Consider the following 26638-nt stretch of genomic DNA (forward strand, 5'->3'; position numbering starts at 1 on the left):
CCTGATGTGAGCCTATTAGAAGACAACCAACCCACCGACCTCGAAAAGATGGTCGGCCTCAGCCGTCGTGGCTTCATCAGCGCTGGCGCCCTCTGCGGCGCGGCAATGTTTCTGGGTGGCAACCTGCTGAGTCGCAGCGTGCTGGCGGCCAGTGTCAACGCTGGCTCCAGCAAACTGTTGGGCTTCGACAGCATCGCCGCCGCGACGACTGACGCCATCACCTTGCCACCGGGCTATAAATCCTCGGTACTGATTAGCTGGGGCCAGCCTCTGCAAAAAAATGGCCCGGCGTTCGACCCGAGTGGCAACGGCACGGCCCAGGCGCAGGAAGTCCAGTTCGGCGACAATAACGATGGCATGAGTCTGTTCGAATTCCCCGGTGAAAAAGACCGGGCACTGATAGCGATCAACAACGAATACACCAACTACCGCTACCTCTACCCCCACGGCGGCATGCCGCAATCGGCGGAAGACGTACGCAAGGCCCTGGCCTGCGAAGGCGTGTCGGTGATCGAAGTGCAGCGCAAGAACGGCCAGTGGCAGTTCGTCCAGGGCTCACGCTACAACCGCCGTATTCACGGTAACGCGCCGATCAACCTGAGCGGCCCGGCGGCCGGTCACGAGCTGATGAAAACCAGCGCCGACAAGCACGGCAAGAAAGTTCTCGGCACCTTCCAGAACTGCGCCAACGGCAAGACGCCATGGGGCACTTATCTGACCTGCGAAGAGAACTTCACCGACTGCTTCGGCAGCAGCCATGCCGAGCAGAAGTTCGACGCCGCGCAGAAACGCTACGGTGCGGTGGTGGCCAGTAAAGACATCAACTGGCATCAACACGATCCGCGCTTCGACCTGGCGAAAAACCCCAACGAACTCAATCGTCATGGCTGGGTGGTGGAAATCGACCCGTTCGATCCGCAGTCGACCCCGGTCAAACGCACCGCGCTGGGCCGCTTCAAACATGAAAACGCGGCCCTGGCCGAAACCAATGACGGTCGCGCCGTGGTGTACATGGGCGACGACGAACGTGGCGAGTTCATCTACAAATTCGTCAGCCGCGACAAGATCAACCACAAAAACCCCAAAGCCAACCGCGACCTGCTGGATCACGGCACCTTGTACGTGGCACGTTTCGACGCGGGCGATGGCAATGCCGATCACCCGAAAGGCCAAGGCCAGTGGATCGAACTGACCCACGGCAAGAATGGCATCGATGCCAGCAGCGGTTTTGCCGATCAAGCCGAAGTGCTGATTCATGCACGCCTCGCCGCCAGCGTGGTGAACGCCACGCGCATGGACCGTCCGGAATGGATCGTCGTCAGCCCCAAGGATGGCCAGGTTTATTGCACCCTGACCAACAACGCCAAACGCGGCGAAGAAGGCCAACCGGTAGGCGGCCCGAACCCGCGCGAGAAAAACGTCTACGGGCAGATCCTGCGCTGGCGCACCGACCGCGACGATCACGGCTCGAAAAGCTTTGCCTGGGACCTGTTTGTGGTTGCCGGCAACCCGGGCGTCCATGCCGGTACGCCAAAGGGCGGTTCGTCGAACATCACCCCGCAGAACATGTTCAATAGCCCGGACGGCTTGGGCTTCGACAATGCCGGGCGCTTGTGGATTCTCACCGATGGCGATTCGAGCAACGCAGGTGACTTCGCGGGCATGGGCAATAACCAGATGCTCTGTGCCGACCCGGTGACCGGCGAGATCCGTCGTTTCATGGTCGGCCCGGTGGGCTGCGAGGTGACGGGGATCAGCTTCTCGCCGGATCAGAAAACCTTGTTTGTCGGGATTCAGCATCCGGGGGAGAACGGTGGGTCGACATTCCCTGAGCACCTGCCCAACGGCAAGCCGCGGTCTTCGGTGATGGCGATTTCCCGCGAGGATGGCGGGATCGTCGGCGCCTGATAAGGCCTCTTCGCGAGCAAGCCCGCTCCCACAGGGGATCTTCAGTGTGAATGCAATTTGCGGCACACCTTAGATCTAATGTGGGAGCGGGCTTGCTCGCGAAGGCGTCACCCCAGACAACACTCATATCAACCCCACCCCCTAAAGAAGCCCCGTCTGCGCTACCATGCTTGGCCGGACGCGGCAGCCTGCTGCGCGCAGGAGTCAGCATGGCCCACCCGTTTGCAACGCTCACCCCAGACCTCGTGCTCGATGCCGTCGAAAGCATCGGCTTTCTCAGCGACGCACGCATTCTGGCGCTCAACAGCTACGAGAACCGTGTCTATCAGGTCGGCATCGAAGACTCCGAGCCGCTGATCGCCAAGTTCTACCGTCCGCAGCGCTGGACCAACGAAGCGATTCTCGAAGAGCACCAATTCACCTTCGAACTCGCCGAGTGCGACGTACCGGTGGTCGCGCCGATGATTCACAACGGTGCCAGCCTGCACGAACACAACGGCTTCCGTTTCACCCTGTTTCCCCGCCGTGGCGGGCGGGCACCGGAGCCGGGCAATCTCGATCAGCTGTATCGTCTGGGGCAACTGCTGGGTCGCCTGCATGCGGTCGGTGCTACAAAACCGTTCGAACACCGTGAAGCGCTGGGAGTAAAGAACTTTGGTCAGGACTCGCTGACGACATTGCTCGAAGGCAATTTCGTACCCAAAAGTTTGCTACCGGCCTACGAGTCCGTTGCCCGCGATTTGCTCAAGCGCGTCGAAGAGGTCTACCAGACCACGCCGCACCAAAACATCCGCATGCACGGCGATTGCCACCCCGGCAACATGATGTGCCGCGATGAGATGTTCCACATCGTCGACCTCGACGACTGCCGCATGGGGCCGGCCGTGCAGGATATCTGGATGATGCTGGCGGGTGATCGTCAGGAATGTCTCGGTCAGTTGTCGGAATTGATGGACGGCTACAACGAATTCCACGACTTCGACCCGCGGGAACTGGCGCTGATCGAACCGCTGCGCGCCTTGCGCCTGATGCACTACAGCGCCTGGCTCGCCCGTCGCTGGGACGACCCGGCGTTCCCTCGCAGCTTTCCGTGGTTCGGCACCGAGCGCTATTGGGGCGATCAGGTGCTGGCGCTGCGTGAACAATTGGCTGCGCTCAATGAAGAGCCACTGAAGTTATTCTGACGAACACAAATCCAATGTGGGAGCGGCGGTGCGACGATTCGACTTGCTCGCGAATACGGTTTCACATTCAACAGAGATGCTGACTGAATTACCGCTTTCGCGAGCAAGCCCGCTCCCACAAGGTCCGCGACATATCTCGACAAATCTCCTTACAATCCCCTCTTTGTTAGCTGCCTAAGCAAGGATTCTCATGCAAGCCGCCAACCCGCGTCGCGGGTACATCCTGGGCCTGAGTGCCTACATCATCTGGGGACTGTTCCCGCTCTACTTCAAAGCCATCGCCAACGTGCCCGCCGTGGAGATCATCATCCACCGAGTGCTGTGGTCCGCGCTGTTCGGCGCCTTGCTACTGCTGGTCTGGAAGCATCCCGGCTGGTGGCGCGAGCTGCGTGAAAACCCCCGGCGCCTGGCAATCCTGGCCCTGAGCGGCACGTTGATCGCAGCCAACTGGCTGACCTACGTCTGGTCTGTGAACAACGGGCGGATGCTCGAAGCCAGCCTCGGTTACTACATCAACCCGCTGGTAAACGTGTTGTTGGGGATGCTGATCCTCGGCGAACGGCTGCGGCGCATGCAATGGCTGGCGGTTGGCTTGGCGGCGGTCGGTGTTGCGCAGCAAGTGTGGCAAGTCGGTAGTCTGCCGTGGGTGTCGCTGGTACTGGCATTGACCTTCGGCTTCTACGGACTGATCCGCAAGCAGGCACCGGTCAAGGCCCTGCCGGGGCTGGTAGTGGAAACCTGGATGCTGGTGCCGATTGCTGTCGCCTGGTTGCTGTTCAATCCAACGGCGAGCAGCGCGCAAGCTGAATTCTGGACCACCTCCGAAGCCTGGTGGTTGGTAGCTGCCGGTCCGGTCACGCTGGTGCCGCTGGTGTGTTTCAACGCCGCCGCCCGGCACTTGCCCTACACCACCCTCGGATTTCTCCAGTACCTGGCACCGACGCTGGTGTTGTTGCAAGCCGTGCTGCTGTTTGGCGAGCACTTGTCGTCCAGCACGTTGGTGGCATTCATCTTTATCTGGGCCGGTCTAGCGGTTTACAGCGTCGACGCGTGGATAAGTCTGCGCCGCCGCAGCTGATCAGAAAACGCACAAACCTCTACAGGCCACGTCTCCCGTGGCCTGCATCCATCCTTCCCAAGGTTATCCACAGTGTGATCCCCGGCGTTTGTGCGCAAGTCACTGAAACTGCTGGTTTTTTGATCAGATCCTGAAGAACCCCGGTCGACGTGGCCTGGGAAGGAGTCTCTACAGGTTATCCACAGGCAGGTGCACGTATAACTTGGATAACCTTTTCAAGGTTCGCTGCGCAGTACCAATTCGACCATCAGATCGTCCGCCAGGGTTTCCAGGCGCGATTGCAGCACCTCCAGCGACAAGGTCAGTGGCACCGCAAGAATCGCCTCGGCATGGAATAGCGGCTCGCTGCTCATCGGCGCCGGTCGAACTTCGGTCACCAACTGCTCCAGGTTCACGCCCTGCTCACTCAGCAGACGCGTAATGTCTCGCACAATGCCCGGACGATCATTGCCCACCAATTCCATGGCAATCGGCTTCCAGGTGCAGGATTGTTCGATGCCACTTTCGGCGATCATCACACGGATGCCCTGCGCCCCCAATCCGTGTAGGGCGTCTACCAGTTCGTCGTAGGCCTCAGCCGGTACGCCCACCCGAAGAATCCCGGCGAACTGTCCGGCCATGCGCGACATGCGGCTCTCCAGCCAGTTGCCGCCGTGCTCGGCAATGCATTGAGCAATGCGCTCGACCTGCCCGGGCTTGTCTGGAGCAATTACAGTGAGTACGAGATGGTCCATGGCGCAGCCCTCTGGTCACGACTTTTGTTATAGAAAAACAAGTATAGGCAAGGGCTGAGTCTGCGGTGACGGGTCTGACGCCTTCGCGAGCAAGCCCGCTCCCACAGGATTGCGCATGACCTTGTGGGAGCGGGCTTGCTCGCGAATGAAGGCACCGCCGATTCAGTTGAAGAAACAAATCGTGTACAAGTTTTTATATTTAACTGGAACAATCCAATAGTTTTTTGAGAACATCCCGTGCCCCGATGTGACTGCAATGCGTCACGGGGTCGCAGAACGACGTAATTAGTCTAATTTTCACAACCGCAATTCATCATGTAGTATGCCGCAGCGCGCACTACATAACGCTGGATCGATGTCTGCCGCAGGTGCCGTCGCAACCCCTGAAAGCCCTGTCAGCAAGGCCGCAAAGCCGTTGATCGGATCGAACCCAGCCGCCAGCAATGGCATGTACTGGTAGATGGGTTTGTGGTTTAAATGGCCAGAGGCTTCATTGTTAAATTGAAGAGCTGAAAAGCGAAATAGCTGAGCAGAGTGAGGCAAGCAATGACTGAACACGTTCAAGTCGGTGGCCTGCAGGTCGCCAAAGTCCTGTTCGACTTCGTGAACAACGAAGCCATTCCCGGTACCGGCCTCACCGCCGACAAGTTCTGGGCCGGTGCCGACAAGGTCATCCATGACCTGGCGCCGAAGAACAAAGCCCTACTCGCCAAACGCGATGATTTCCAGGCACGTATCGATGCCTGGCACCAGGCTCGTGCAGGTGTTGCGCACGATGCGGTGGCCTACAAAGCCTTCCTGCAAGACATCGGTTATCTGCTGCCAGAAGCGGCCGATTTCCAGGCAACGACACAAAACGTCGATGACGAAATCGCCCGCATGGCCGGTCCACAACTGGTGGTGCCGGTGATGAACGCGCGCTTCGCGCTCAACGCCTCGAACGCCCGCTGGGGTTCGCTGTATGACGCGCTCTACGGCACCGACGCCATCAGCGAAGCGGACGGCGCGGAAAAAGGCAAAGGCTACAACAAGGTTCGCGGCGACAAGGTCATCGCCTTCGCCCGCGCCTTCCTCGACGAAGCCGCGCCACTGGCTGCCGGCACTCACGTCGATTCCACCGGTTACAAGATCGTTGATGGCAAACTGGTGGTTGCCCTCAAAGGCGGCAGCAACACCGGCCTGCGCGACGATGCCCAACTGATCGGTTTCCACGGCGATGCAGCCGCACCGACCGCGATCCTGCTAAAGAATAATGGCCTGCACTTCGAAATCCAGATCGACGCCAGCACCCCGGTCGGCCAGACCGACGCTGCCGGTATCAAAGACATTCTGATGGAAGCCGCGCTGACCACCATCATGGACTGCGAAGACTCGGTCGCCGCCGTCGATGCCGATGACAAAGTGGTGATCTACCGCAACTGGCTCGGCCTGATGAAGGGTGATCTGTCGGAAGAAGTCGCCAAGGGCGGTCAGACCTTTACCCGCACCATGAACGCCGATCGCACTTACACTGCCCTCGATGGCAGCGAACTGAGCCTGCACGGTCGCTCGCTGTTGTTCGTGCGCAACGTTGGTCACCTGATGACTATCGACGCGATCCTCGATAAAGACGGCAACGAAGTGCCGGAAGGTATTCTCGATGGTCTGGTGACTTGCCTCGCGGCGATCCACAGCCTCAACGGCAACAGCTCGCGCAAGAACAGCCGTACCGGCTCGGTCTATATCGTGAAGCCGAAGATGCACGGCCCGGAAGAAGCCGCGTTCACCAACGAGCTGTTCGGCCGCATCGAAGACGTCCTCGACTTGCCGCGCAACACCCTCAAAGTCGGGATCATGGACGAGGAGCGCCGTACCACGGTCAACCTCAAGGCCTGCATCAAGGCCGCCAGCGAGCGCGTGGTGTTCATCAACACCGGTTTCCTCGACCGCACGGGCGATGAAATCCACACCTCCATGGAAGCCGGCCCGATGGTGCGTAAGGCCGACATGAAGGCTGAAAAATGGATCGGCGCCTATGAGAACTGGAACGTCGACATCGGCCTGAGCACTGGCCTGCAAGGTCGTGCCCAGATCGGTAAAGGCATGTGGGCCATGCCGGACCTGATGGCAGCGATGCTCGAACAAAAAATCGCTCACCCGATGGCCGGTGCCAACACCGCCTGGGTTCCATCGCCGACTGCCGCCGCGTTGCACGCGTTGCACTATCACAAGGTCGATGTATTCGCCCGTCAGGCCGAACTGGCCAAACGTGCGCGCGCTTCGGTGGACGACATCCTGACCATCCCGTTGGCCGTCAATCCAGACTGGACCGCAGAGCAGATCAAGAACGAACTGGACAACAATGCCCAGGGCATTCTCGGTTATGTAGTGCGCTGGATCGACCAGGGCGTGGGTTGCTCGAAAGTGCCGGACATCAATGACGTCGGCCTGATGGAAGACCGTGCGACGCTGCGTATTTCCAGCCAGCACATCGCCAACTGGCTGCGCCACGGCATCGTCACTGAAGATCAGGTGATGGAAAGCCTCAAGCGCATGGCACCGGTGGTTGACCGTCAGAACGCCAACGACCCGCTGTACCGCCCGCTGGCACCGAACTTCGACAGCAACATCGCCTTCCAGGCGGCGGTCGAACTGGTGGTAGAAGGCACCAAACAGCCGAACGGCTATACCGAGCCGGTTCTGCACCGTCGTCGTCGCGAGTTCAAGGCTGCCAATGGCCTTTGAGTAAACGCTGACGCCGGAAATGAAAAAGCCCTGATCGAAAGATCAGGGCTTTTTTGCTTCAGATTGATCGTTCCCATGCTCCGCGTGGGAATGCAGCCCGGGACGCTCCGCGTCCCAAAACGGACGCAGAGCGTCCATGGAGGCATTCCCACGCGGAGCATGGGAACGGTCACGGCAAAGACTCCATCCCCAGCTCATGCTTGACCAATTCAAGCAGTTTGCCGCTATCGATGGGTTTGAGCAGAAAGTCCACTACGTGCAGGTGCATGGCTTCGATCGCATCCTTCACGTCGGCGTCGCCGGAAACGATGATGATCGGCAGCGCCGCACGGGCCGATTCCCGCACCTGGCGGATCAGTTCCAGGCCATCGACGTGCCCCATCCGCAGATCGGTAATCACCAGCCCGATCGATGACTTCGTCTCCAGCAATTTGAGCGCCGTTTCGCCGCTGGCCGCCGTCATGCAGTGAATGCCATCCAGCCCCAGAATTTCCGACAGCAGTTCCCTGGAGTCCTTATCGTCATCGACGATCAGCACCCGCTGCGGCGGCAAGTCTGGTTCCAACATGACAGCACTGAGCGCTTCGCGCTCGGCATCACTCAAAATATCGTGGTCGGACATGGTTTTCTCAACGTTTTCGATTCGATCCCTGACACAGTGGTCAGACATCGCTCAGCAGAGCTTCAATGTGCACTTCGTCGGAAACATTTCCAATAGACAATGTAGGAGGTTTTTCCCGCAATTGTGTCAGACATTTCCCATATTACGGCCGCGGCATTGCCTACCTAGACTTACGTCCAATGGGAACCCTGCTCTTACGGGCCGACCATGGCTGGAACAATCCGACACAACAATTCGAAAAAGACTGCGGTAATGGTTATGAGTAAAGCGGACGCCTTCACCCAGGCAGGGAAAACCGCGGTGTTGCAGAACATCCAGGGCACTTTGCAATTCCTCCAGCGCTTCCCGCCGTTCAATCAGATGGAAAACGCCCACCTGGCCTATCTGGTCGAGCAATGTCAGCTGCGTTTTTATGCCCCCGGCGAAAGCATCATCAAACCCGCCGATGGCCCGGTTGAGCATTTTTACATCGTCAAACAGGGCCGGGTGGTGGGCGAACGTCCGCACACGGCCAAGGGCGGGACCGAAACCACCTTCGAAATCACCACCGGCGAGTGTTTCCCCCTCGCCGCGCTACTGGGAGAACGGGCGACTCGCACCGAACATCTGGCGGCCGAAGATACCTTTTGCCTACAGCTGAATAAGCTGGCGTTCATCAAACTGTTCGCACTTTCCAGCCCGTTTCGCGACTTTTCCCTACGCGGTGTCAGCAGTTTGCTGGATCAGGTCAACCAGCAAGTCCAGCAAAAAGCCGTGGAAACCCTCGGCACCCAGTACTCGCTCAATACCCGGCTGGGCGAACTGGCCATGCGTCACCCGGTAACCTGCAGTCCGATCACCCCTCTGCGTGAAGCCGTGACGCTGATGCACGATCAGCAAGTCGGCAGCATTGTGGTGGTTGATGAGCAAAAAGCGCCGCTGGGCATTTTCACCCTGCGCGACTTGCGACATGTGGTGGCCAACGGCACCAACGACTTCAATGAAGCCATCGAAGGGCACATGACCCGGGCGCCGTTTTACCTGACACCGGACCACAGCGCCTTCGACGCCGCGATTGCCATGACCGAGCGCCACATCGCCCACGTCTGCCTGGTCAAGGATCAGCGTCTGTGCGGTGTGGTCTCGGAACGCGACCTGTTTTCCCTGCAACGGGTCGATCTGGTGCATCTGGCGCGGACTATTCGCAGTGCCCAGAAGCTGGAAAACCTGGTGGCGATGCGCGGCGAAATCGGCCAATTGGTGGAGCGGATGCTGGCCCACGGCGCGTCCTCGACCCAGATCACCCACATCATCACCCTGCTCAACGACCACACCGTGTGCCGGGTGATCGAACTGGTGCTCGCCGAGAAAGGTGACCCTGGCGTGCCGTTCAGTTGGCTGTGTTTCGGCAGCGAAGGCCGTCGCGAACAGACGCTGCACACCGATCAGGACAACGGCATTCTGTTCGAAGCCCGCGATGCGGCTCACGCCGCCGAGATTCGCGGCAAGTTGCTGCCCATCGCCCAGCAGATCAATCAGAATCTGGCCCTGTGCGGCTTCACCCTGTGCAAAGGCAACATCATGGCCGGCAACCCCGAGCTGTGTTTGTCCCGGGCCGAATGGGCGCGACGCTTTGCGGCGTTTATCCGCGAGGCGACACCGGAAAATCTGTTGAGCTCCAGCATCTACTTCGACCTGCGCGTGGTCTGGGGCGATGAGCAAGGCTGCGAGCAATTGCGCCGGGGGATTCTCGATCAGGTCGGCGACAACCGCTTGTTCCAGCGGATGATGGCCGAGAACGCCCTGCGCAACCGACCGCCCGTGGGACGTTTCCGCGAATTCGTGCTGGCTCGCAAGAATGGCGAGAAAGCCACCCTCGACCTGAAACTCCAAGGCCTGACCCCTTTCGTCGATGGCGCTCGGGTGCTGGCCCTGGCCCACGGCATCGACGCCAACAATACCCTGGAGCGATTTCGCCAATTAGTGGCCAAAGAGGTCATCGAACGGTTGGACGGCGCAGCCTATGAAGAGGCGTATCACTTCATCCAGCAAACCCGCATGCAGCAACATCAGCTACAGACCCGTGAGAATTTGCCCTACTCCAACCGCGTCGATCCCGACAGCCTCAATCATCTGGACCGACGCATCCTGCGCGAATCCCTGCGCCAGGCACAACGCCTGCAAAGCAGCCTGACCCTGCGATATCAGCTATGAGCCTGTTTTCATGGCTGCGCCCGACAAGTCCCGTTTTGCCCGGCGAACTGCAACAACGTCTGGAGCACTTGCCTGCCGTGGCCGAGTTGGGCGACTGCAGCCTGCGCGAGCAACGCTGGGTGGTACTCGACCTGGAAACCACCGGGCTGAACCTGAACAAAGACCAGCTATTGTCCATCGGCGCGGTGGTGATCGAGGACGGGGCGATCGATTTCAGCCAACAATTCGAACGCACGCTGCAATGCACCGAACTCAAACTCGGCCCCAGCGTGTTGATTCACGGTCTGGGCCCCAGCGCGATTGCCGCCGGCAGCGACCCCGCGCAGGCCTTGGTCGAATTCATGGAGTTCGTCGGCGACAGTCCGGTGTTGGCGTTTCATGCGCCGTTCGATCAACACATGTTGGGGCGCGCACTGAAAGAGCATCTGGGTTACAAGTTGCAGCATCCGTTTCTGGACGTGGCAGACATTGCGCCGCTGCTGTGCCCGCAGGCGCACTTTCGCGAGGCCGGACTGGACGAGTGGATCGACTGGTTCAAGCTGGAGGTCTTCGAACGGCATAACGCCAGTGCCGATGCGTTGGCGACGGCAGAGCTGGTGCTGATTTTGTTCAGCCGGGCGCGGCAGCAGCAGATTCATAGCCCGTTGAATTTGCAGCAGCGGCTGAGTCAGTGGAAACGGCGGCGGCAGGCTCCGTCTTTCTAGGCTGCACAAATCTCTGTGGCGAGGGAGCTTGCTCCCGCTGGGGCGCGCAGCGCCCCTAAAACCATTCACCACATTTCCCCAGACACACTGTGTTCGCTGATTTTGCGACTGCTTCGCAGCCGAGCGGGAGCAAGCTCCCTCGCCACAGGTTAGTGTTCGCCTTCGGACTTTGTGTTCGAAACCACCCGACCAGCGCCAATTGCTTACCTCCCCCGCCTCTGCCACAATCGCGAACAATTCTCGTTACTTAACACTTCCCATTCGGTAATTGCTGCGTGTCGTCAGTCCAAAGCCCCCAAAGTGAGCTCGTTGGTGCGTTGTATCGCGACCATCGCAGTTGGCTATTGGCCTGGCTGCGGCGCAACGTGGCCTGCCCGCAACGGGCCGAAGACCTGAGCCAGGACACCTTCGTGCGCTTGCTGGGCCGTGACGAACTGAAGGCGCCTCGCGAACCCCGGGCGTTTCTGGTGGCGATCGCCAAGGGCCTGCTGTTCGACTACTTCCGCCGCGCCGCGCTGGAACAGGCCTACCTCACCGAATTGATGCTGATCCCCGAAGGCGAACAACCGTCGGTGGAAGAACAGCAACTGATCCTCGAAGACCTCAAAGCCATCGACCACTTGTTAGGCAAACTCTCGAGCAAGGCCCGGGCGGCGTTTCTCTATAACCGTCTCGACGGCCTCGGCCATGCAGAAATCGCCGAGCGTCTGGGGGTGTCGGTGCCGCGTGTTCGCCAATACCTGGCGCAGGGCATTCGTCAGTGCTACATCGCGTTGTACGGTGAGCCGGTATGAGCCCGGTCAACTCCAAACCCGTGTCGGCGCAGGTGCTGGATGCCGCGATTGCCTGGCAACTGTCGCTGGATTCCGGCAACTCGGTCGAGCGCGAAGAGTTCGCCAAATGGCACGCCGCCCACGAAGAACATGCTCGGGCCTGGCGTCAGTTGGGCATGCTCGACCAGCGTTTCAGCGTCGCCAGCGGCCCGGCCCGCACCGCCTTGCTGCAATCGCGCGAAAGCATTCGGCGTCGGGTGCGCAAACTGGGTAGCGGCCTGGCCAGCATCGTCGCGGTGATCGGCCTGGCGCTGTTCGTCGGTGATCGCTATCTGCCCATCAACTATTGGCTGGCCGACCAGCGCACCGCCACCGGCGAGCAGCGCACCCTGCGCCTGACCGACGGCACGCTGATCAACCTCAACACCCACAGCGCGGTGGATGTGCGCTTCGATGAGAAGCAGCGACTGATCGTCCTTCAGGAAGGGGAAATTCTCGTCGAAACCGGCCATGGCGATGCCCGGCCGTTTATCGTCGAGACCCGCGAAGGCAGCATGCGCGCATTGGGAACGAAGTTCCTGGTCAAGCGTGAAGAAGAAGGCACGCGCTTGAGCGTATTGAAATCAGCGGTCGCCGCCCATCCCGAATCGAGCCCCGAGGAACAGATCCTGCTCGAAGGCCAGCAAGTGCTGATGCGCAGCAATGGCCTGGGCCCGATCATCGCCCTCAACCTCGGCGCCGATGCCTGGACACGGGGCATGCTGGTGGTGGACAACGCGCGGCTGGAGGACTTGGTCCACGAGCTCGGCCGTTATCGTCGCGGGCATCTTGGCGTCACACCGGAGGTTGCCGACCTGCGCATCACCGGCAGCTTCCCGCTGAACGATACCGACAAGGCGCTGAGTGCACTTTTACCGACCCTGCCGGTGCAGATCGAACAGCACACGCCATGGTGGGTAACGGTGGTGAAGGCTGAGGCCAAGCCCTGAATTCAGCGCAGATCCTGTGGGAGCGGGCTTGCTCGCGAAAGCGGTGTCCCTGGCAACATTAATGTCGACTGACACGCCCTCTTCGCGAGCAAGCCCGCTCCCACATGGATTGCGCATAATTGGCTGGCATTAGGGCAAGCCCTCACTCCACATTAGAAATGGCTGAATCGAAATTATTTTCATCTTGCCCTATCACTTTTTGATTCTCGTCCGGCACCTAGGCAATTGAGAAATATTTCCATTCAGGAGCCGCTGTATGTCCCGTTCGCTAGACACCGTGTTGCGCCCCCGTTTTCTGGCGGTCGCCATTGCCCTTTGTGCCCCTTTGGCCAGCGGTCCACTGATTGCCGCCGAACAGGCGTCCAGCGTTCGCGCCTACAACCTGCCGGCTGCGCCATTGGCCAGCTCGCTGAACCAGATCGCCAGCCAGGCCGGTCTGGCGCTGTCGCTGAATCCGTCGCTGGCGGCGGGCAAGACTTCGGCCCCGGTGAAGGGCCAGTTCGACGCCACCGGCGCCCTGCGTGAAGCCTTGCGCGGCACCGGTCTGCAACTGGAACAGAGCAGCACCGGCACCTACAGCCTGGTGGCCGTGCCCGAAGGCGTGATGGCCCTGCCGGAAACCGCGATCATCGGCGCAGGAAATACCGAAAGCGCCTGGGGCCCGACTGAAGGCTACCTGGTCACTCGCACTGCCGCTGGCACCAAGACCGACACCGCGATTGCCGAACTCCCTCGCTCAGTCTCGGTGGTCACCCGCGAGCAGATGGATGATCGCTCCGTGCTCAGCCTCAACGATGCCCTGCGCTACACCGCCGGTGTACAGAGCAGCGGTTATGGCTCGGACTCGCGCAATGATTGGCTGCTGGTGCGCGGTTTTATACCGACTCAGTTCCTCGATGGTTTGCCGCTGCCAAAAGGCAACTACGCCACGCCGAAAATCGAACCGTGGAACCTTGAACGCATCGCCGTCCTGCGTGGCCCGGCGTCCTCGGTCTACGGCCAGACACCGCCCGGCGGTCTGCTGGACATGGTCAGCCGCCGCCCCGAGGCACAAAGCAGCCACGAAGTGGAACTGCAGGCCGGCAGTAACGAGCATAAGCAGATCAACTTCGACAGCACCGGCAAGATCGACGACGAAGGCCAGTTTCTCTATCGCGTCAGCGGTGTAGTTCGCGACAGCAATGCACCGGTCGATCACATCCCCGACAAACGCTATAACCTGGCACCCAGCCTGACGTGGAACATCAACGATGACACCCGACTGACGTTGCTGTCGCAGTACACCCGCGACGACACCGGCATCACCGGGCAGTTTCTGCCGCTGCAAGGCACAAAACTGAGTACGCCCGCCGGCAAGATTTCCCATCACAAGAACCTTGGCGATCCGGACTGGGAATTCTACGATCGTACCTATTACGCGCTGGGTTATGCCTTCGAACACCGCTTCAACGACACCTGGCAGTTCCGCCAGAACCTGCGCTACACCAAGAATGACCTGGAACTCCAAGGCATCACCGCCGGCGGGCAGATCTGGCCGGCGGGCCCGGATGAAGCGGTCAGCGATGACGGAACCGTTCAGCGCACCGCCGGCAAGGTCGATGAAGACATCAGCCAATTCGCCGTGGATAACAATTTCCAGGCCGACTTCCAGACTGGGGCTCTGAGCCACACCTTGCTGCTGGGCCTGGACCATCAGCGTTCCAACAGCAATTCCCGCTGGTTGTGGGGTTCGGCGGGCGTGCCGTCCAGCAACATCAACCGGCCGGTGTACGGGCAGGACTTTTCCAACGTCACCTATTTCACGATGTACGACTACAACCAGAAAACCCAACAAACAGGTCTCTATGCTCAGGACCAGATCGCCCTGGACAACTGGCGCCTGACCCTTGGCGGTCGTGAAGACTGGGTCCACACCGGCACGGTATTCCACAATCAGAACGATGCGACCAACACTCAGCGCGACAAGAAATTCAGCGGCAACGCAGCGCTCAGCTATGTCTTCGACAATGGCGTGACGCCCTACCTGTCGTATGCGGAATCTTTCCAGCCCGCGACCGGCACCGTGGTCAACAGCACCGATTCGTTCAAGCCTACCGAAGGCAAACAGTACGAAGCCGGGATCAAATACCAGCCACCCGGTACCAAAACACTGCTGACCGCTGCCGTGTTTGACCTGACTCAGGAAAACCTGTCGGTCACCGAAGGCGGCATAACCCGCCAGGTCGGTGAAGTTCGGGTGCGCGGCCTGGAACTGGAGGCCAGCGGCGACATCACCGACAACCTCAAGCTGATCGGCTCGTACACCTACAACGACAGCGAAATCACCAAAGGCGCCAGCGCCGAAAACGGCAAGCGCATGGCCCAGGTGCCGCGCAACCAGGCCACCGCGTGGGCTGACTACACCTGGCACAATGGCCTGCTCGAAGGTTTCGGCGTGGGCGCCGGCGTGCGTTATGTCGGCGACACCTACGGCAATACCACCAACACCGATTGGGGCCACGTCGGCTCCTACACCGTGTATGACGCCTCGGCGCATTACGATCTCGGCCGTTTGAACCGCTCGCTCAAGGGTGTGTCGGTGGCGGTAGACGCCAAAAACTTGTTCAACAAGGACTACCTGTCCACCTGTGACGGTTTCTACTGTTACTACGGCGACGAACGCAACGTGGTCGCCAGCGTGAATTACAAGTGGTAACCGATTGACCCCATCGCGACACAACAAGGGTCACGGCATAGCCGTGGCCCTTTTGCATTTGGATGAATCATGAAAAGCAAAACCATCCGCCGCTGGTCATTCGTTCACACCTGGACCAGCCTGATCTGCACGGTCTTCCTGCTGATGCTGGCCCTCACCGGCCTGCCGTTGATCTTCCATCACGAAATCGACCACCTGCTGGGCGATGCCGCCGAGTTGAAATCGATGCCGGCCGATACCCCACAGCTGAATTTGCAGCAGTTGGTGGACGCGGCGGAGAAACATCGTCCCGGCGAAGTCATGCAGTATTTCGGCTATGACGAAGAAGACCCTAACGGCGTGATCGCAATCATGGCGCCCACCGCTGGCACCGAGCCGAACTCGTCGCACACCTTCATGCTCGACGCTCGCACCGGCGAAGCATTGGAAATGCCATCGGCCAATGGCGGGCTGATGATGGTCATGCTGCGCCTGCACGTCGATATGTTCGCCGGTCTGCCGGGCAAGTTGCTGCTGGCATTCATGGGAATTGTGTTTGTGCTGGCGATCGTCTCCGGAACGGTGCTGTACCTGCCCTTCATGCGGCGTTTGAAGTTCGCCACCGTGCGCCACGACAAATCCACCCGCCTGCGTTGGCTCGACTTGCATAACCTGATCGGCGTAGTGACCCTGACCTGGGCGTTGGTGGTCGGTGTAACCGGCGTGATCAGTGCCTGCGCCGACTTGCTGATCGCCGCATGGCGCAACGACAGCCTGAGCGCGATGATTGCGCCTTATCGCGAAGCGCCGCCGCTGACTCAATTGGCGCCCGCGACCCGCCTGCTCGACATCGCCAAAGAAGTCGCGCCGGGCATGCAGCCCGACTTCATCGCCTTCCCCGGCACGCGGTTTTCCAGCGAACACCATTACGCCGTGTTCATGAAAGGCAGCACTCACCTGACCTCGCACCTGCTGACGCCGGTGTTGATCGACGCCAGCACTCTGCAAGTCACGGCAGTGGCCGAGCGACCGTGGTACATGGACGCCATGGGCATGTCGCAGCCGCTGCACTTCGGTGACTATGGCGGCATGCCGATGAAAATCCTCTGGGCGACCCTCGATGTGCTGACCATTATCGTGCTCGTCAGCGGGGTTTATTTGTGGGGGGTGCGGCGCAAAGTCGCGAAACCTGTACTCGAAAACGCGGAGTGCCCGGCATGAGACCGAGACAGTCGAATTTCTGGAAGGTTTTCGCCACGCCCACCGTCATCGCCCTGCTCAGCGCCGCGGGACTGTTCGCTGCGTTATTGGGCGATGGCGCGTGGGATGCATTGAGTTGGCTCGGCCTGGGCATCCCCGCGGTCCTCGCCTTGCGCGGGCTGCTGCAACGCCATTGAACAGCACAAAACCTGTAGAAAATGTGGGAGCGGGCTTGCTCGCGAAAGCGGGGTGTCAGGCGACATAAATGCCTACTGATACACCGCTTTCGCGAGCAAGCCCGCTCCCACAGTCAAGCACTAAAGCGATATGCTGCCGACACTGCCCACGATCGAGATCGTTGCCATGTCCGTCCCCAGCATGACCTTGTTCCACAACCCCGCGTCGCCCTTCGTTCGCAAAGTCATGGTGCTGCTGCACGAAACCGGTCAAACCAACCGTGTCGCGCTACAAGCCAGCCAGCTCACGCCGGTCAGCCCGGATCTGGCCCTCAACGAAGACAACCCGCTGGGCAAGATTCCAGCCCTGCGCCTGGCCGATGGCAATGTGTTGTACGACAGCCGGGTGATCCTCGACTATCTCGATCATCAGCACGTCGGCAATCCGCTGATTCCTCGCGACGGTTCGGCACGCTGGCGGCGCTTGACCCTGGCTTCTCTGGCCGACGGGATCATGGATGCCGCGGTGATGGTTCGCTATGAAGTGGCCCTGCGCACACCGGAAAAACACTGGGACGAGTGGCTCGACAGTCAGCTCGACAAGATTCGTCGCGCCTTGGCGCTGCTGGAGGCCGACGCGATTGCCGAGCTGACCAGCCATTTCGATGTCGCGGCGATCAGTGTTGCCTGTGCCTTGGGTTACCTGGATCTGCGCCATCCGGATCTGGAATGGCGCAAAGAGAATCCGAAGCTGGCAGAGTGGTATTTTGAGGTGAGTCAGCGGCCTTCGATGATTGCGACGATGCCGAAGGTTTAGATATTCGCCGGCTGTACCGGCCTCTTCGCGAGCAAGCCCGCTCCCACAGGGGGTTTGTGTTGTTCACTCCATATTTGTAACAACACAGAGCCAATGTGGGAGCGGCGGTGCGGCGATCCGACTTGCTCGCGAATGCACCACACCGGATCTAACGGAAACAACCCGGCAATCCGCGTCGCCAACACCTCCCCCACCCGCTGATCCTCGCGCAACCCCAACGACCGGCTCATTCCACCGCTCCAATGTCAAAGGCCAAAGGCTTCGCGGTTTTCTGCCCGAGCCCGTACCAGTCCAGCTTGCGGGTCAGCACCATGAACACGCCCAGCAGCCCGAACAACAGCAGCGAGCCCATCAACAGCCCGTAATCCTCGGCGCTCAGCAAGCCGTAGAGCAAGCCATACAACGCCGCCAATCCTGCCGAAAAACTCAAACCGTGATGCACGCTGCGCAGCACATGGCAGACATAGAAACCGATCAACAATACACAGCCACTCGCCGACAGCAGATATGCCAGGGCAAAGCCGATGTGTTCGGACAGCGACAGCAACAACAGGTAGAAAAACGCTAGCGCCACACCCACCAGCGCATATTGCACCGGGTGTACCGCCAGGCTTTTCAACACTTCGAAGAGGAAGAAACCGGCGAAGGTCAGGACGATGAACAACAACGCGTATTTGATTGCCCGGTCGCTTTTCAGGTACTGGTCCACCGGGTCGATGAAGCTCACGCCGAAACTGCGACCGCTGAACGCGTCGCAATGACCGCCAGACACGCAACTGTTCAACGCTTCTTGCAGGTTGGTGGAGAAAAATGAGGTCTGCCAATTGGCCGTGAAGCCCTGATCGGTAATTTCACGCTGGGCCGGCAGGTAGTTACCGATGAAGCTGGGGTGAGGCCAATTGGCGGCCAGTGAAACCTTGCTGGTCTTGCCCACCGGAAGAATCTGCAACTGGCCGGTGCCTTGCAGGCGCAAGTCGAAACCGAACGCCAGCTCCGTGGCCTGTCTGGTATCCAGCACTGGCAGCGTCACATGCACACCCTCGCCCAACCAGCCCACTTGGCTACCCGGTACAAAGTCCAGGCTCTGGCCATTGAGTTCGAGTTTCAGGGCATTTTCGATGCCGCGAATGTCGCTGATGCCGACGGCCAGGAACGGTTGGTCAAAGCGGTAATCGGCGAAGTCCTCCTTGATGCCCAGTTGCGCCGGGACCGAGAAATGCCCGCTGATGCGGTTATCGACGTGGAACAGCCGGGCTTCGTAGATACCCCGGGCACGCAGTTCGGTCTGGACCTGGCCGTCCAGTTCGAAGCGCTCCGGCAAGAAATACAAACGCCCGCGCTCCTCGCCGACGTCCTGGTAACGCTGATTGGTTTTTTCGTTGGTTTTCCAGATGCGCACTGTTTTGCGATAGGGCACCACCATCAGCGGGCCGCTCAGTTGCTGGCTGTAACTGGAGCTGCGGGCGATGTCTTCGAGCACACCGTCGCGCAGTTGCTGCCGCTCCTGGATCACGCCATTGATCATCAGCAACGGGATCAGCAGCAACAGAATCAAAAGGGCAATCGCCCCGAGTTTTAGGGTCAGGCTACGGTTCATGGGACTCTCCCTGTTTGGATGGGGAAAGTCTGGGGTCGGTGTGTGGGGGATTTATGGGGGGAATGTGGAGATTTTGTGGAGACTGGGCCGGCCCCTTCGCGAGCAAGCCCGCTCCCACAGTTAATCGGCGATGTGCACCTTTTTTGTGTTCACAGGAGATCCAGTGTGGGAGCGGCGGTGCGGCGATCCGACTTGCTCGCGAATGCCACGACTCGATCCTAAGGCAGGCGCAACGTGACCTCTACACCGCCGTCAACATTACCGATACTCATCACCCCGCCATGCAACTTGACCACCTCTTCAACGAAGTTAAGCCCCAGCCCGGTACTTTTACGCCCACTGTCCGGACGCGGCAGTGAGTAGAAGCGCTCGCTCAAGCGCGGCAATGCATAGTCGGGAATCGCCTCGGCCTGGTTGAATAGCCTGAATTCAATGTACTCATCGATTCGTTCGGCGCTGAGTCGCAGCAAGCCCTGAGCCGGGGTGAAATCCAAGGCATTCTCCAGCAGATTACCCAGCGCCTGGCGCAACAGAAACGGCTCGCCGAGCAGGTTCAGATCCGCTGCAATCCGCTGTTCTACACGCAACTGCTTGCCTTCGATTCGAGCAGCCTGCGCGCTCAACAGTCCCTCTACCAAACCCGCCAACGGCACCGCCACCCGCTCTTCCAGCCCTTGACGCTGTTCGACCTGCGCCAGGTTCAACAGTCGTTCAATCAACTGCTGCAGGCGCGCACTTTCGCTGTCGATGTTGCTGACGAAACGCTGCTGCTGAGCCAGCGGCATCTCACCTTGCAGTAACTCCGCCGCCCCACGAATCGCCGCCAGCGGGCTTTTCAATTCATGGGTCAGGGTGTGCACATAACGCTCGACGTAGGCTTTGCCCTCAAGCTGAGTGCGCATCTGCTCCACCGCCGTGGCCAGTTGTTCCAACTCGCCGCCCCGATAATGCGGCACCTCGACCCGCCGGCCTTCGCTGACTGCCTGGGCATACGTCGTCAACCGCCGCAGCGCCGCGCTCAGCCACCACGACAACAACGCGCCGAACAGCAGACCAAGGCCAATCAGCCCGGCGCCATACGCCAGCAATCGCCGTTCGGTGCGATCAACGTAAGGTTGCAGCGAGCTGTTGGGTTTGGCCACCGTCACCACGCCGATGATCTGGCCGTTGTCGCGAATCGGCGCTCCGACGTGCATCACCGACGAATTCGAATCATCCGGGTTGCTGCGCGTCGAACGTGCGCCGTATTCGCCGCGCAAGGTCAGGTAGACATCATTCCAGCGCGAGTAGTCCTGGCCCACCGCAATACCGCTGGAGTCCAGCACCACAATGCCCTTGGCATCGGTGACGTAAATGCGGTGGTTGACCTGATTCTTCGGCAGGCCCCAGATATTCGCCTTCGGTTGCCGTTCGCCATAAGCCTTGAGCAGCTCGGGCCAGCGATTCTGGCTGAGGGTGCCGGTCTTGAAGTCGTCAAGCAGGATCTCAGCCATCAGGTTGGCGGTGTCCACCAGGGTTTCTTCGGTGGACTGACGCACGCCGGGGCGGATTTCTTCCATTACGGTGTTAAGCACGAAATAGCCGGTCAGGCCGATGAACAGCACGTAGACCAGAAATATCCGGATCCCCAGTGACATCAGCTGTGCCCCGGGCTGTAGCTGTAACCGAGGCCGCGGTGGGTCTGGATTGGCTCGGCGTCGGCCTTCACCAGACGCAACTTTGCGCGCACGCTCTTGATGTGGCTGTCGATGCTGCGCTCATAGCCGGCATCGGCGGCCACGCCCAGCGCATCGAGCAATTGCTCGCGGCTGAAGACTCGCTCGGGTTGCTCAAGCAGGCATTGCAGCAAACGAAACTCATGGCGAGTCAGGCTCAACGGCTGACTGCGATAGCTGATCTGCACCCGTTCGCTGTCGATGCGAAACAGCGCGGACGCCGCCTCCGCCACCGGTCGTGGCGCCATGCGTTTGAGAATTGCCCTGACCCGCGCCGCCACTTCCCGGGGGCTGAACGGTTTGACCACGTAATCGTCGGCACCGATCTCCAGACCGACCACGCGGTCGATTTCGCCATCGCGTGCGCTGAGGAACATCACAGGCACTTCACTGAAACGGCGCAGCTGCTTGCAGGTTTCGAAACCGCTGATGTCCGGCAGGCCGATATCGAGGATGATCAAATCGGCCGGCGTCTTGCGCTGATGTTCAAGCGCGGCGGCGCCGAGGCTCAGCCACGTGGTGGTGAACCCTTCGCCTTGCAAGGCGAAAATCAGGGTATCGGCGATCGCGGCTTCGTCTTCGACAATCAGGATATGAGGCATGGCGTCCGAGCCCGGCAGTTGAATGGGCGAACGGTGAACCAAGGGGGATTCGGCGTCAATCGGCAAGGGTAAATCAGCGGTCCGGTCTGTAGTACCTAGCAGTTTTGATAGTAGGCAATGGCTGAAAAAGCGTTGATGCTGATCCTTCTTTTCCGGGGTCTGGCGCAGGAAAAAGCCAATGCCTACGCATTCCAGTAAAACGATCCTACTTGCAACCGACCAGCAAAACTCTGTGTTGAACGCCCTTGAGGCGAGCCGTCCTCATCCCATCGCCTACACACCCTATGGCCATCGCCCCCACCAGAGTGGCTTGCTCAGTCTGCTGGGTTTCAACGGCGAACTGCCGGATCCGGTGACCGGGCATTATCATTTGGGGAATGGGTATCGGCAGTTCAATCCGGTGTTGATGCGGTTTAACAGTCCGGATAGTTGGAGTCCGTTTGGGGAGGGTGGGTTGAATGCTTATGCGTATTGCGCGGGTGACCCGGCAAACAGGTCAGACCCCAGTGGACATGTTGGCTGGTTGAAAAAGTTTCTAATCGCACGTGGATGGATGAAACGTCCCACTTTGAAACCAACCACAGCGAATAGGAACGCGCCACTTACGCAACCCGCTCAGATAAATACCCGAGAAAATCTCAATTCACTCATTCCAGAGGATGGAAGGCCCAATAAAATTCTTGAGATACAAAATCACCTGGAGCAGGCTCGCCAGGATCATGCTTTCAACCTTGAGCACTATCCCAACACCACTACTTACAGAAGCCAGTCACACATTAAAATCGAAAACAATTACCTCCCATCCAGAAAAGCATACTCCAGGCTCGCCATAGAACATCACAATAAAATTGACGCGCCCCTCCCTTCCGAACGCATCTCAAAAATAGCCTTCGCAGACTCCCCGGTGATACATGAATTCGAGCCTCTGGTAGAGATGCCTGACGGGGGATGGAAAAAAGTCGCGGACATAAGGAAGTAACAGCAGTTAACTCACTTGGGAACACTGCTGCTTCAATCTCTGGGAGGCTGTATCTAATTAACAATCCGGCTTATCCGCCGTAAACCTTCTCGCCGGGTTCACCGCCGCCCCAAACTCACGCAACGCCTTCGCGCCGATCAGCAGTGGATAATTAAAGCTACTGCGATCTGTGAGGTTCACCTCAACCGTGCGCTTGACGTTGCCCAAACACAGTTCCAGATCAACCACCGGACGCTTGGAGGGTGCGGCCGTTTCGCTGTCATCCTCATCTTCTTCAGAGCGGGTCTTGATCTTGCTGATCCGCGCGACCTTGTGTTCGTAGACCTTGTTACTTGCATCTTTGGTGGCGAGACGGAAACGCACCCATTCATCACCATCACGGGTGAAGGTTTCGATGTCCTTGGCCGACAGCGATGCGGTCAGAGCCCCGGTGTCCATTTTCGCCTTGAGGACTTCGCCGCCGATTTCCGGCAGCGCGATGTATTCGTAACGCCCGTACAGGGTCGGCTCGGCGGCCAGGACCGGCAGGGCCACGAGGGAAAGCAGTGCAAGGAGAGATTTCACGTATGGGGCTTCCTTGAAGAGTGGGCAGCGGGATTTTAGACAGCGGCCTTTGAATTCGTTCGTCTTGAGATCGCGTCGCGGACAAGCCCGCTCCCACAAGTTCTGCACAAATCCTATAGGAGCGGGCTTGCCCGCGAAGAGGCCAGAACAAACACCACATAACCTCAGCGGCCTCTTCACTCAAGCATATCGAGGCAAACGTGAAACATTCGTCACCACCGATTTGGCCTGCCGTGCGAAGCTGCTTATCATGGCGCGCCCACACGCTTTCAAGAGTTGCTTATGCGCCGCCTGCTCACCGGCTGTTTCGTTACCCTGCTGCTGTTGCTCAACACCCTGGTCCTGTTCGGGCCTTTGATGGTGTTCGCATTGCTCAAACTGCTTCTGCCCGGGCGCTATCGCGATGACGCCTCGGAAGCAGTGATGTGGATCGCCGAAACCTGGGCCGAAATTGACAAGCTGATCTTCCGTCTATGCATCCCCACGCAATGGGACATTCGCGGCGGCGATGATCTGCGCGGCGACACCTCGTACCTGGTGATCGGCAACCATCAGTCCTGGGTCGATATCCCGGCGCTGATCCAGACGCTTAACCGACGCACACCGTTCTTCAAGTTTTTCCTCAAGAAAGAACTGATCTGGGTGCCGTTCCTGGGCCTGGCCTGGTGGGCGTTGGACTATCCGTTCATGAAGCGCTACACCAAGGCGTTTCTGGCAAAGAACCCGGAGCTGGCCGGCAAGGACCTGGAGATCACCAAACAAGCCTGCGAACTGTACAAGCGTCAGCCAGTGACGGTGGTCAATTATCTGGAAGGCACTCGATACACCACAACGAAAAGCGCCCAGCAGCAGTCACCCTTCACCCACCTGCTCAAGCCCAAGGCGGGTGGCGTGGCTTTCGTGCTGGCAGCGATGGGCGAACAGCTGGACGCCGTTCTCGATGTGACAGTGGTGTATCCACAGCAGAAGATTCCGGGGTTCTGGGATCTGATCAGCGGCAACGTGCCCAGGGTGATCATCGACATCCAGACCCGCGAACTGGACCCGGCGCTGTGGCAAGGCGATTACGAAAACGATCCGGCGTTCCGCGAAACGGTCCAGAACTGGGTCAACCAGCTCTGGATCGAAAAGGACCAGCGCATCAAGACATTGCGCGCCGAGGGCTGACTCAGCTACCGGTGCCGGCGCCCCAGATCCCGCCAAGGTTTTGCAGCAGCGAACCGGCGACGCCTTGCTGACCGAGGTATTGCAGAATCACCGGGGCAAACAGGCCGATCATGCCACTGTCCATGCCCAGCGCACTGAAGGCGTTGTTCAGGTCGTTGGTGTCCTTGACGTTACCCAGCAAGCCATCGAGCAAAGCATTCTTGTCCGATCCCGCACCGAGCAGCCCACCCAATCCGTTCAAGCCACCGATGGCGCTGTTACCGGCAATCTGACTGAGGCCCGGCACGTTTTTACTCAGCTCGGAAAAGTCTTCGCCGCTGAGTTGGTTCCTGGCCAACCCCAACATCGCACCGGCACCACCCACGGCCTGCTCCGGCGTGACGTTAAGCTGCGAGCCCAGGGTATTGAGCAAACCGGCAGCCTTGGGTGCCGCCGCCACGGCGCCATCGCCCTCGTCCCCCTCGTTGCCCTGCATCGCCGCAACCGCATTGGCCGCATCGCTGAGGCTGAACTGTGCAAAGGCCGGGCTGGTGGCCAGCGTTGTAAACGAAGCGACAGCCATGAGCGATGCCAGTGCAAAACCGCGTGAAACGTTCATCCAGACATCCTCTTGCGACATGAAAACCACCCGGTAAGAGGCGGTAAAACTGCCGATTTGACCCAACATCCACCGGCATGTTCCTCGGCTGCGCAGGCATTTTTATCTGGATCCCACCGTCATGAGACGAGCCTTTGTTGCGAAGGACTTGCTCCCTCGCCAATGGATCGCTCGGCCGCGAGATTGCGACCCTATCAGTTCTGCTAGTAGGCAGCGCTCAGGGAATCCGCCACAGTGAAACCCTGAATCGATGGCCCATTCAGGGGACTCAGACCATGCAGCCCAATCGCGAAACCCTGCTCTGCCGCTACCACTACGATCCACTGGATCGACTGGCCGCGAGCACACCCACAACGCGAGGCAATCTCCAGCGCTTCTACCAGAAAGATCGGCTGGCCACCGAAATCTTCGGCGCGATGCAGCGCTCAATCATGCAGCACGATGATCAACTGCTGGCTCAGCACCAGCGCCAGAGCGGCACCGTGGAAACCTGTCTGCTCGCCACTGATCAACAGCGCTCGGTGTTGAACGGGCTCGCTGCGAATCACCCCTATCCTTTGACCTACACACCTTACGGCCATCGTCCACCGGAGAGCGGCTTGCTCAGCCTGATCGGCTTCAACGGCGAACAACCGGACCCGGTGACCGAGCATTATTTGCTGGGGAATGGTTATCGGGCGTTTAACCCGGTGTTGATGCGGTTTAACAGCCCGGACAGTTGGAGTCCGTTTGGGAAGGGTGGACTGAATGCGTATGCGTATTGCGAGGGAGAGCCCATTAGCCGAAGCGATTCGACAGGAAGGAGTTGGGGGTTGATCAAGGCCAACTTGAAACTGATTGGAGGTATGGACCGAAGATCCCAACCAGGATTATCGACCGCGGCTCATCACAATCCCAAAAGCGGGCTAATGACAAATATTCGCAGGATTGGTAAAGAAGCATTTTCTTTCGAAGATATTCACAAGGGTAAGCGACGTCTGAATTTTTCCGCACACGGTGAAGAGACCGCGATTGACACAGCGTCCAGGATAGGTGTTAACGGAGAAGTATGGAACGCCGAACAGCTTTACCTGGACTCCATAAAACGAGGCATAGACTTCAACCAAATCGACAATATTCGGGTTCTTGCATGCTTCTCTGGACATGGAGGAAGCAGCTCCTTTGCTGCAACGTTTTCAAAACTAAGCAAAACACCAACCAAAGGCTATATAGGCGAAATTACCGCCCACCCTCGACCAGAGACAATGGAAAAACTTTTCAGCGCTGTTAAAACTCAATTCCCACTAGAGCCTTACGAGTTTGTCAATAAATTCCATCAGCAAGCACACTCGATTCGAAAAACACCGAAAAATCTACTCACACCCCACAATTTTAGATCAATCAGGTTCACGCCCTAGTGATCACCCCCATTTTCGTAGTTGCATCCACTGCACCCGGATCCTCGGAACGTGTATTGGAAAGTCAACCGCCCATCTGAAACACCTGGCTTGATAACACAACCTGTAACTTCTGACAGTAGACGAAACAGCATCCGAGACTTAAAACTTTAGCGGCCACCCAAAACAAAACGGATATTTTCCCCCGGTGTCAGGATAGTTGTCGCCTCTCCGATTTTTCCTGAAAAAGCATATCGGGGGCGG

Annotated in this window: 23 protein-coding genes; 15 read left to right on the forward strand and 8 right to left on the reverse strand. The window is 59.1% G+C overall.

Features of this window, described 5'->3' with window-relative positions; translation table 11 throughout:
• Nucleotides 1-6: 6 nt before the first annotated feature.
• The 3 genes from IC37_RS14970 (at nucleotide 7) to rarD (ending at nucleotide 4170) form a co-directional block, all read left to right on the forward strand.
• Nucleotides 7-1908, forward strand: a complete 1902-nt coding sequence (locus tag IC37_RS14970; RefSeq protein WP_030129967.1) for a PhoX family phosphatase — start codon at nucleotides 7-9, stop codon at nucleotides 1906-1908.
• A 209-nt stretch (nucleotides 1909-2117) separates the two neighbouring features.
• Nucleotides 2118-3092 carry a serine/threonine protein kinase gene (locus tag IC37_RS14975; protein WP_030129966.1) on the forward strand — a complete coding sequence of 325 codons (975 nt, stop codon included), beginning with the start codon at nucleotides 2118-2120 and terminating at the stop codon, nucleotides 3090-3092.
• Between the two features lie 190 nt (nucleotides 3093-3282).
• The gene (gene rarD, locus IC37_RS14980) at nucleotides 3283-4170 is read left to right on the forward strand and encodes an EamA family transporter RarD (protein WP_030129965.1); all 888 of its coding nucleotides are present in this window, start codon (nucleotides 3283-3285) and stop codon (nucleotides 4168-4170) included.
• Nucleotides 4171-4385: 215 nt separating this feature from the next.
• Here rarD and IC37_RS14985 read toward each other — a convergent pair whose 3' ends face one another.
• Together IC37_RS14985 and IC37_RS29340 are read right to left on the reverse strand one after the other, a co-directional pair.
• Nucleotides 4386-4904: a glycine cleavage system protein R gene (locus tag IC37_RS14985; protein ID WP_030129964.1), complete on the reverse strand. Its 519-nt coding sequence runs from the start codon at nucleotides 4902-4904 to the stop codon at nucleotides 4386-4388.
• Between the two features lie 297 nt (nucleotides 4905-5201).
• Nucleotides 5202-5468: a hypothetical protein gene (locus IC37_RS29340; protein ID WP_131816009.1), complete on the reverse strand. Its 267-nt coding sequence runs from the start codon at nucleotides 5466-5468 to the stop codon at nucleotides 5202-5204.
• Between IC37_RS29340 and IC37_RS14990 the strand changes: the two genes are divergently transcribed.
• A complete protein-coding gene (locus tag IC37_RS14990) occupies nucleotides 5451-7628 on the forward strand; it encodes a malate synthase G (RefSeq protein ID WP_030129963.1) in 2178 nt (725 codons plus the stop codon). The two genes, IC37_RS29340 and IC37_RS14990, sit on opposite strands and share 18 nt — an antisense overlap.
• Before the next feature lie 169 nt (nucleotides 7629-7797).
• Here the strand turns inward: IC37_RS14990 and IC37_RS14995 are convergent, their stop codons facing one another.
• Nucleotides 7798-8250 (reverse strand): response regulator, encoded by a 453-nt coding sequence (locus IC37_RS14995; RefSeq protein WP_030129962.1) that lies wholly within the window; start codon nucleotides 8248-8250, stop codon nucleotides 7798-7800.
• Nucleotides 8251-8502: 252 nt separating this feature from the next.
• Between IC37_RS14995 and IC37_RS15000 the strand changes: the two genes are divergently transcribed.
• From IC37_RS15000 to IC37_RS15035, 8 genes are all read left to right on the forward strand, one after another.
• Nucleotides 8503-10443, forward strand: coding sequence for a putative nucleotidyltransferase substrate binding domain-containing protein (locus tag IC37_RS15000; RefSeq protein ID WP_030129961.1), 1941 nt, complete (start codon nucleotides 8503-8505; stop codon nucleotides 10441-10443).
• Complete coding sequence (locus tag IC37_RS15005) at nucleotides 10440-11147, forward strand: PolC-type DNA polymerase III (protein WP_030129960.1); 708 nt, start codon at nucleotides 10440-10442, stop codon at nucleotides 11145-11147. The genes IC37_RS15000 and IC37_RS15005 overlap by 4 nt, the downstream gene beginning before the upstream one ends.
• A gap of 275 nt (nucleotides 11148-11422) precedes the next feature.
• The gene (locus tag IC37_RS15010) at nucleotides 11423-11941 is read left to right on the forward strand and encodes an RNA polymerase sigma factor (RefSeq protein WP_030129959.1); all 519 of its coding nucleotides are present in this window, start codon (nucleotides 11423-11425) and stop codon (nucleotides 11939-11941) included.
• Nucleotides 11938-12909, forward strand: a complete 972-nt coding sequence (locus tag IC37_RS15015; RefSeq protein WP_030129958.1) for a FecR domain-containing protein — start codon at nucleotides 11938-11940, stop codon at nucleotides 12907-12909. The genes IC37_RS15010 and IC37_RS15015 overlap by 4 nt, the downstream gene beginning before the upstream one ends.
• Before the next feature lie 256 nt (nucleotides 12910-13165).
• Complete coding sequence (locus IC37_RS15020) at nucleotides 13166-15604, forward strand: TonB-dependent siderophore receptor (RefSeq protein ID WP_030129957.1); 2439 nt, start codon at nucleotides 13166-13168, stop codon at nucleotides 15602-15604.
• A gap of 69 nt (nucleotides 15605-15673) precedes the next feature.
• On the forward strand, nucleotides 15674-16804 hold the full coding sequence (locus IC37_RS15025) for a PepSY domain-containing protein (protein ID WP_030129956.1): 1131 nt from the start codon (nucleotides 15674-15676) through the stop codon (nucleotides 16802-16804).
• On the forward strand, nucleotides 16801-16980 hold the full coding sequence (locus IC37_RS15030) for a hypothetical protein (RefSeq protein ID WP_030129955.1): 180 nt from the start codon (nucleotides 16801-16803) through the stop codon (nucleotides 16978-16980). Before IC37_RS15025 ends, IC37_RS15030 begins: the two co-directional genes overlap by 4 nt.
• A 166-nt stretch (nucleotides 16981-17146) precedes the next feature.
• Nucleotides 17147-17776 (forward strand): glutathione S-transferase, encoded by a 630-nt coding sequence (locus tag IC37_RS15035; RefSeq protein ID WP_030129954.1) that lies wholly within the window; start codon nucleotides 17147-17149, stop codon nucleotides 17774-17776.
• 226 nt (nucleotides 17777-18002) lie between these two features.
• Here the strand turns inward: IC37_RS15035 and creD are convergent, their stop codons facing one another.
• From creD to creB, 3 genes are all read right to left on the reverse strand, one after another.
• Nucleotides 18003-19373 (reverse strand): cell envelope integrity protein CreD, encoded by a 1371-nt coding sequence (gene creD / locus IC37_RS15045; RefSeq protein ID WP_030129952.1) that lies wholly within the window; start codon nucleotides 19371-19373, stop codon nucleotides 18003-18005.
• A gap of 218 nt (nucleotides 19374-19591) precedes the next feature.
• Nucleotides 19592-21010 carry a two-component system sensor histidine kinase CreC gene (creC, locus tag IC37_RS15050; protein ID WP_030129951.1) on the reverse strand — a complete coding sequence of 473 codons (1419 nt, stop codon included), beginning with the start codon at nucleotides 21008-21010 and terminating at the stop codon, nucleotides 19592-19594.
• Nucleotides 21010-21690 carry a two-component system response regulator CreB gene (creB, locus tag IC37_RS15055; RefSeq protein ID WP_030129950.1) on the reverse strand — a complete coding sequence of 227 codons (681 nt, stop codon included), beginning with the start codon at nucleotides 21688-21690 and terminating at the stop codon, nucleotides 21010-21012. The genes creC and creB overlap by 1 nt, the downstream gene beginning before the upstream one ends.
• Nucleotides 21691-21868: 178 nt before the next feature.
• Between creB and IC37_RS30975 the strand changes: the two genes are divergently transcribed.
• On the forward strand, nucleotides 21869-22669 hold the full coding sequence (locus IC37_RS30975) for an RHS repeat-associated core domain-containing protein (RefSeq protein ID WP_371916326.1): 801 nt from the start codon (nucleotides 21869-21871) through the stop codon (nucleotides 22667-22669).
• 57 nt (nucleotides 22670-22726) lie between these two features.
• On the opposite strand, the gene IC37_RS15065 is transcribed toward IC37_RS30975, so the two are convergent.
• Nucleotides 22727-23233 (reverse strand): ATP-dependent zinc protease, encoded by a 507-nt coding sequence (locus IC37_RS15065; protein WP_030129948.1) that lies wholly within the window; start codon nucleotides 23231-23233, stop codon nucleotides 22727-22729.
• 282 nt (nucleotides 23234-23515) lie between these two features.
• On the opposite strand from IC37_RS15065, the gene IC37_RS15070 reads away from it, so the two are divergent.
• A complete protein-coding gene (locus tag IC37_RS15070; protein ID WP_030129947.1) occupies nucleotides 23516-24400 on the forward strand; it encodes an acyltransferase in 885 nt (294 codons plus the stop codon).
• Nucleotide 24401: 1 nt separating this feature from the next.
• Here IC37_RS15070 and IC37_RS15075 read toward each other — a convergent pair whose 3' ends face one another.
• Complete coding sequence (locus IC37_RS15075) at nucleotides 24402-24998, reverse strand: DUF2780 domain-containing protein (protein WP_030129946.1); 597 nt, start codon at nucleotides 24996-24998, stop codon at nucleotides 24402-24404.
• 275 nt (nucleotides 24999-25273) lie between these two features.
• Between IC37_RS15075 and IC37_RS15080 the strand changes: the two genes are divergently transcribed.
• The gene (locus tag IC37_RS15080) at nucleotides 25274-26395 is read left to right on the forward strand and encodes an RHS repeat-associated core domain-containing protein (protein WP_081729326.1); all 1122 of its coding nucleotides are present in this window, start codon (nucleotides 25274-25276) and stop codon (nucleotides 26393-26395) included.
• Nucleotides 26396-26638: the final 243 nt, after the last annotated feature.

Source organism: Pseudomonas sp. QTF5, assembly GCF_000512695.2.
GTDB lineage: Bacteria > Pseudomonadota > Gammaproteobacteria > Pseudomonadales > Pseudomonadaceae > Aquipseudomonas.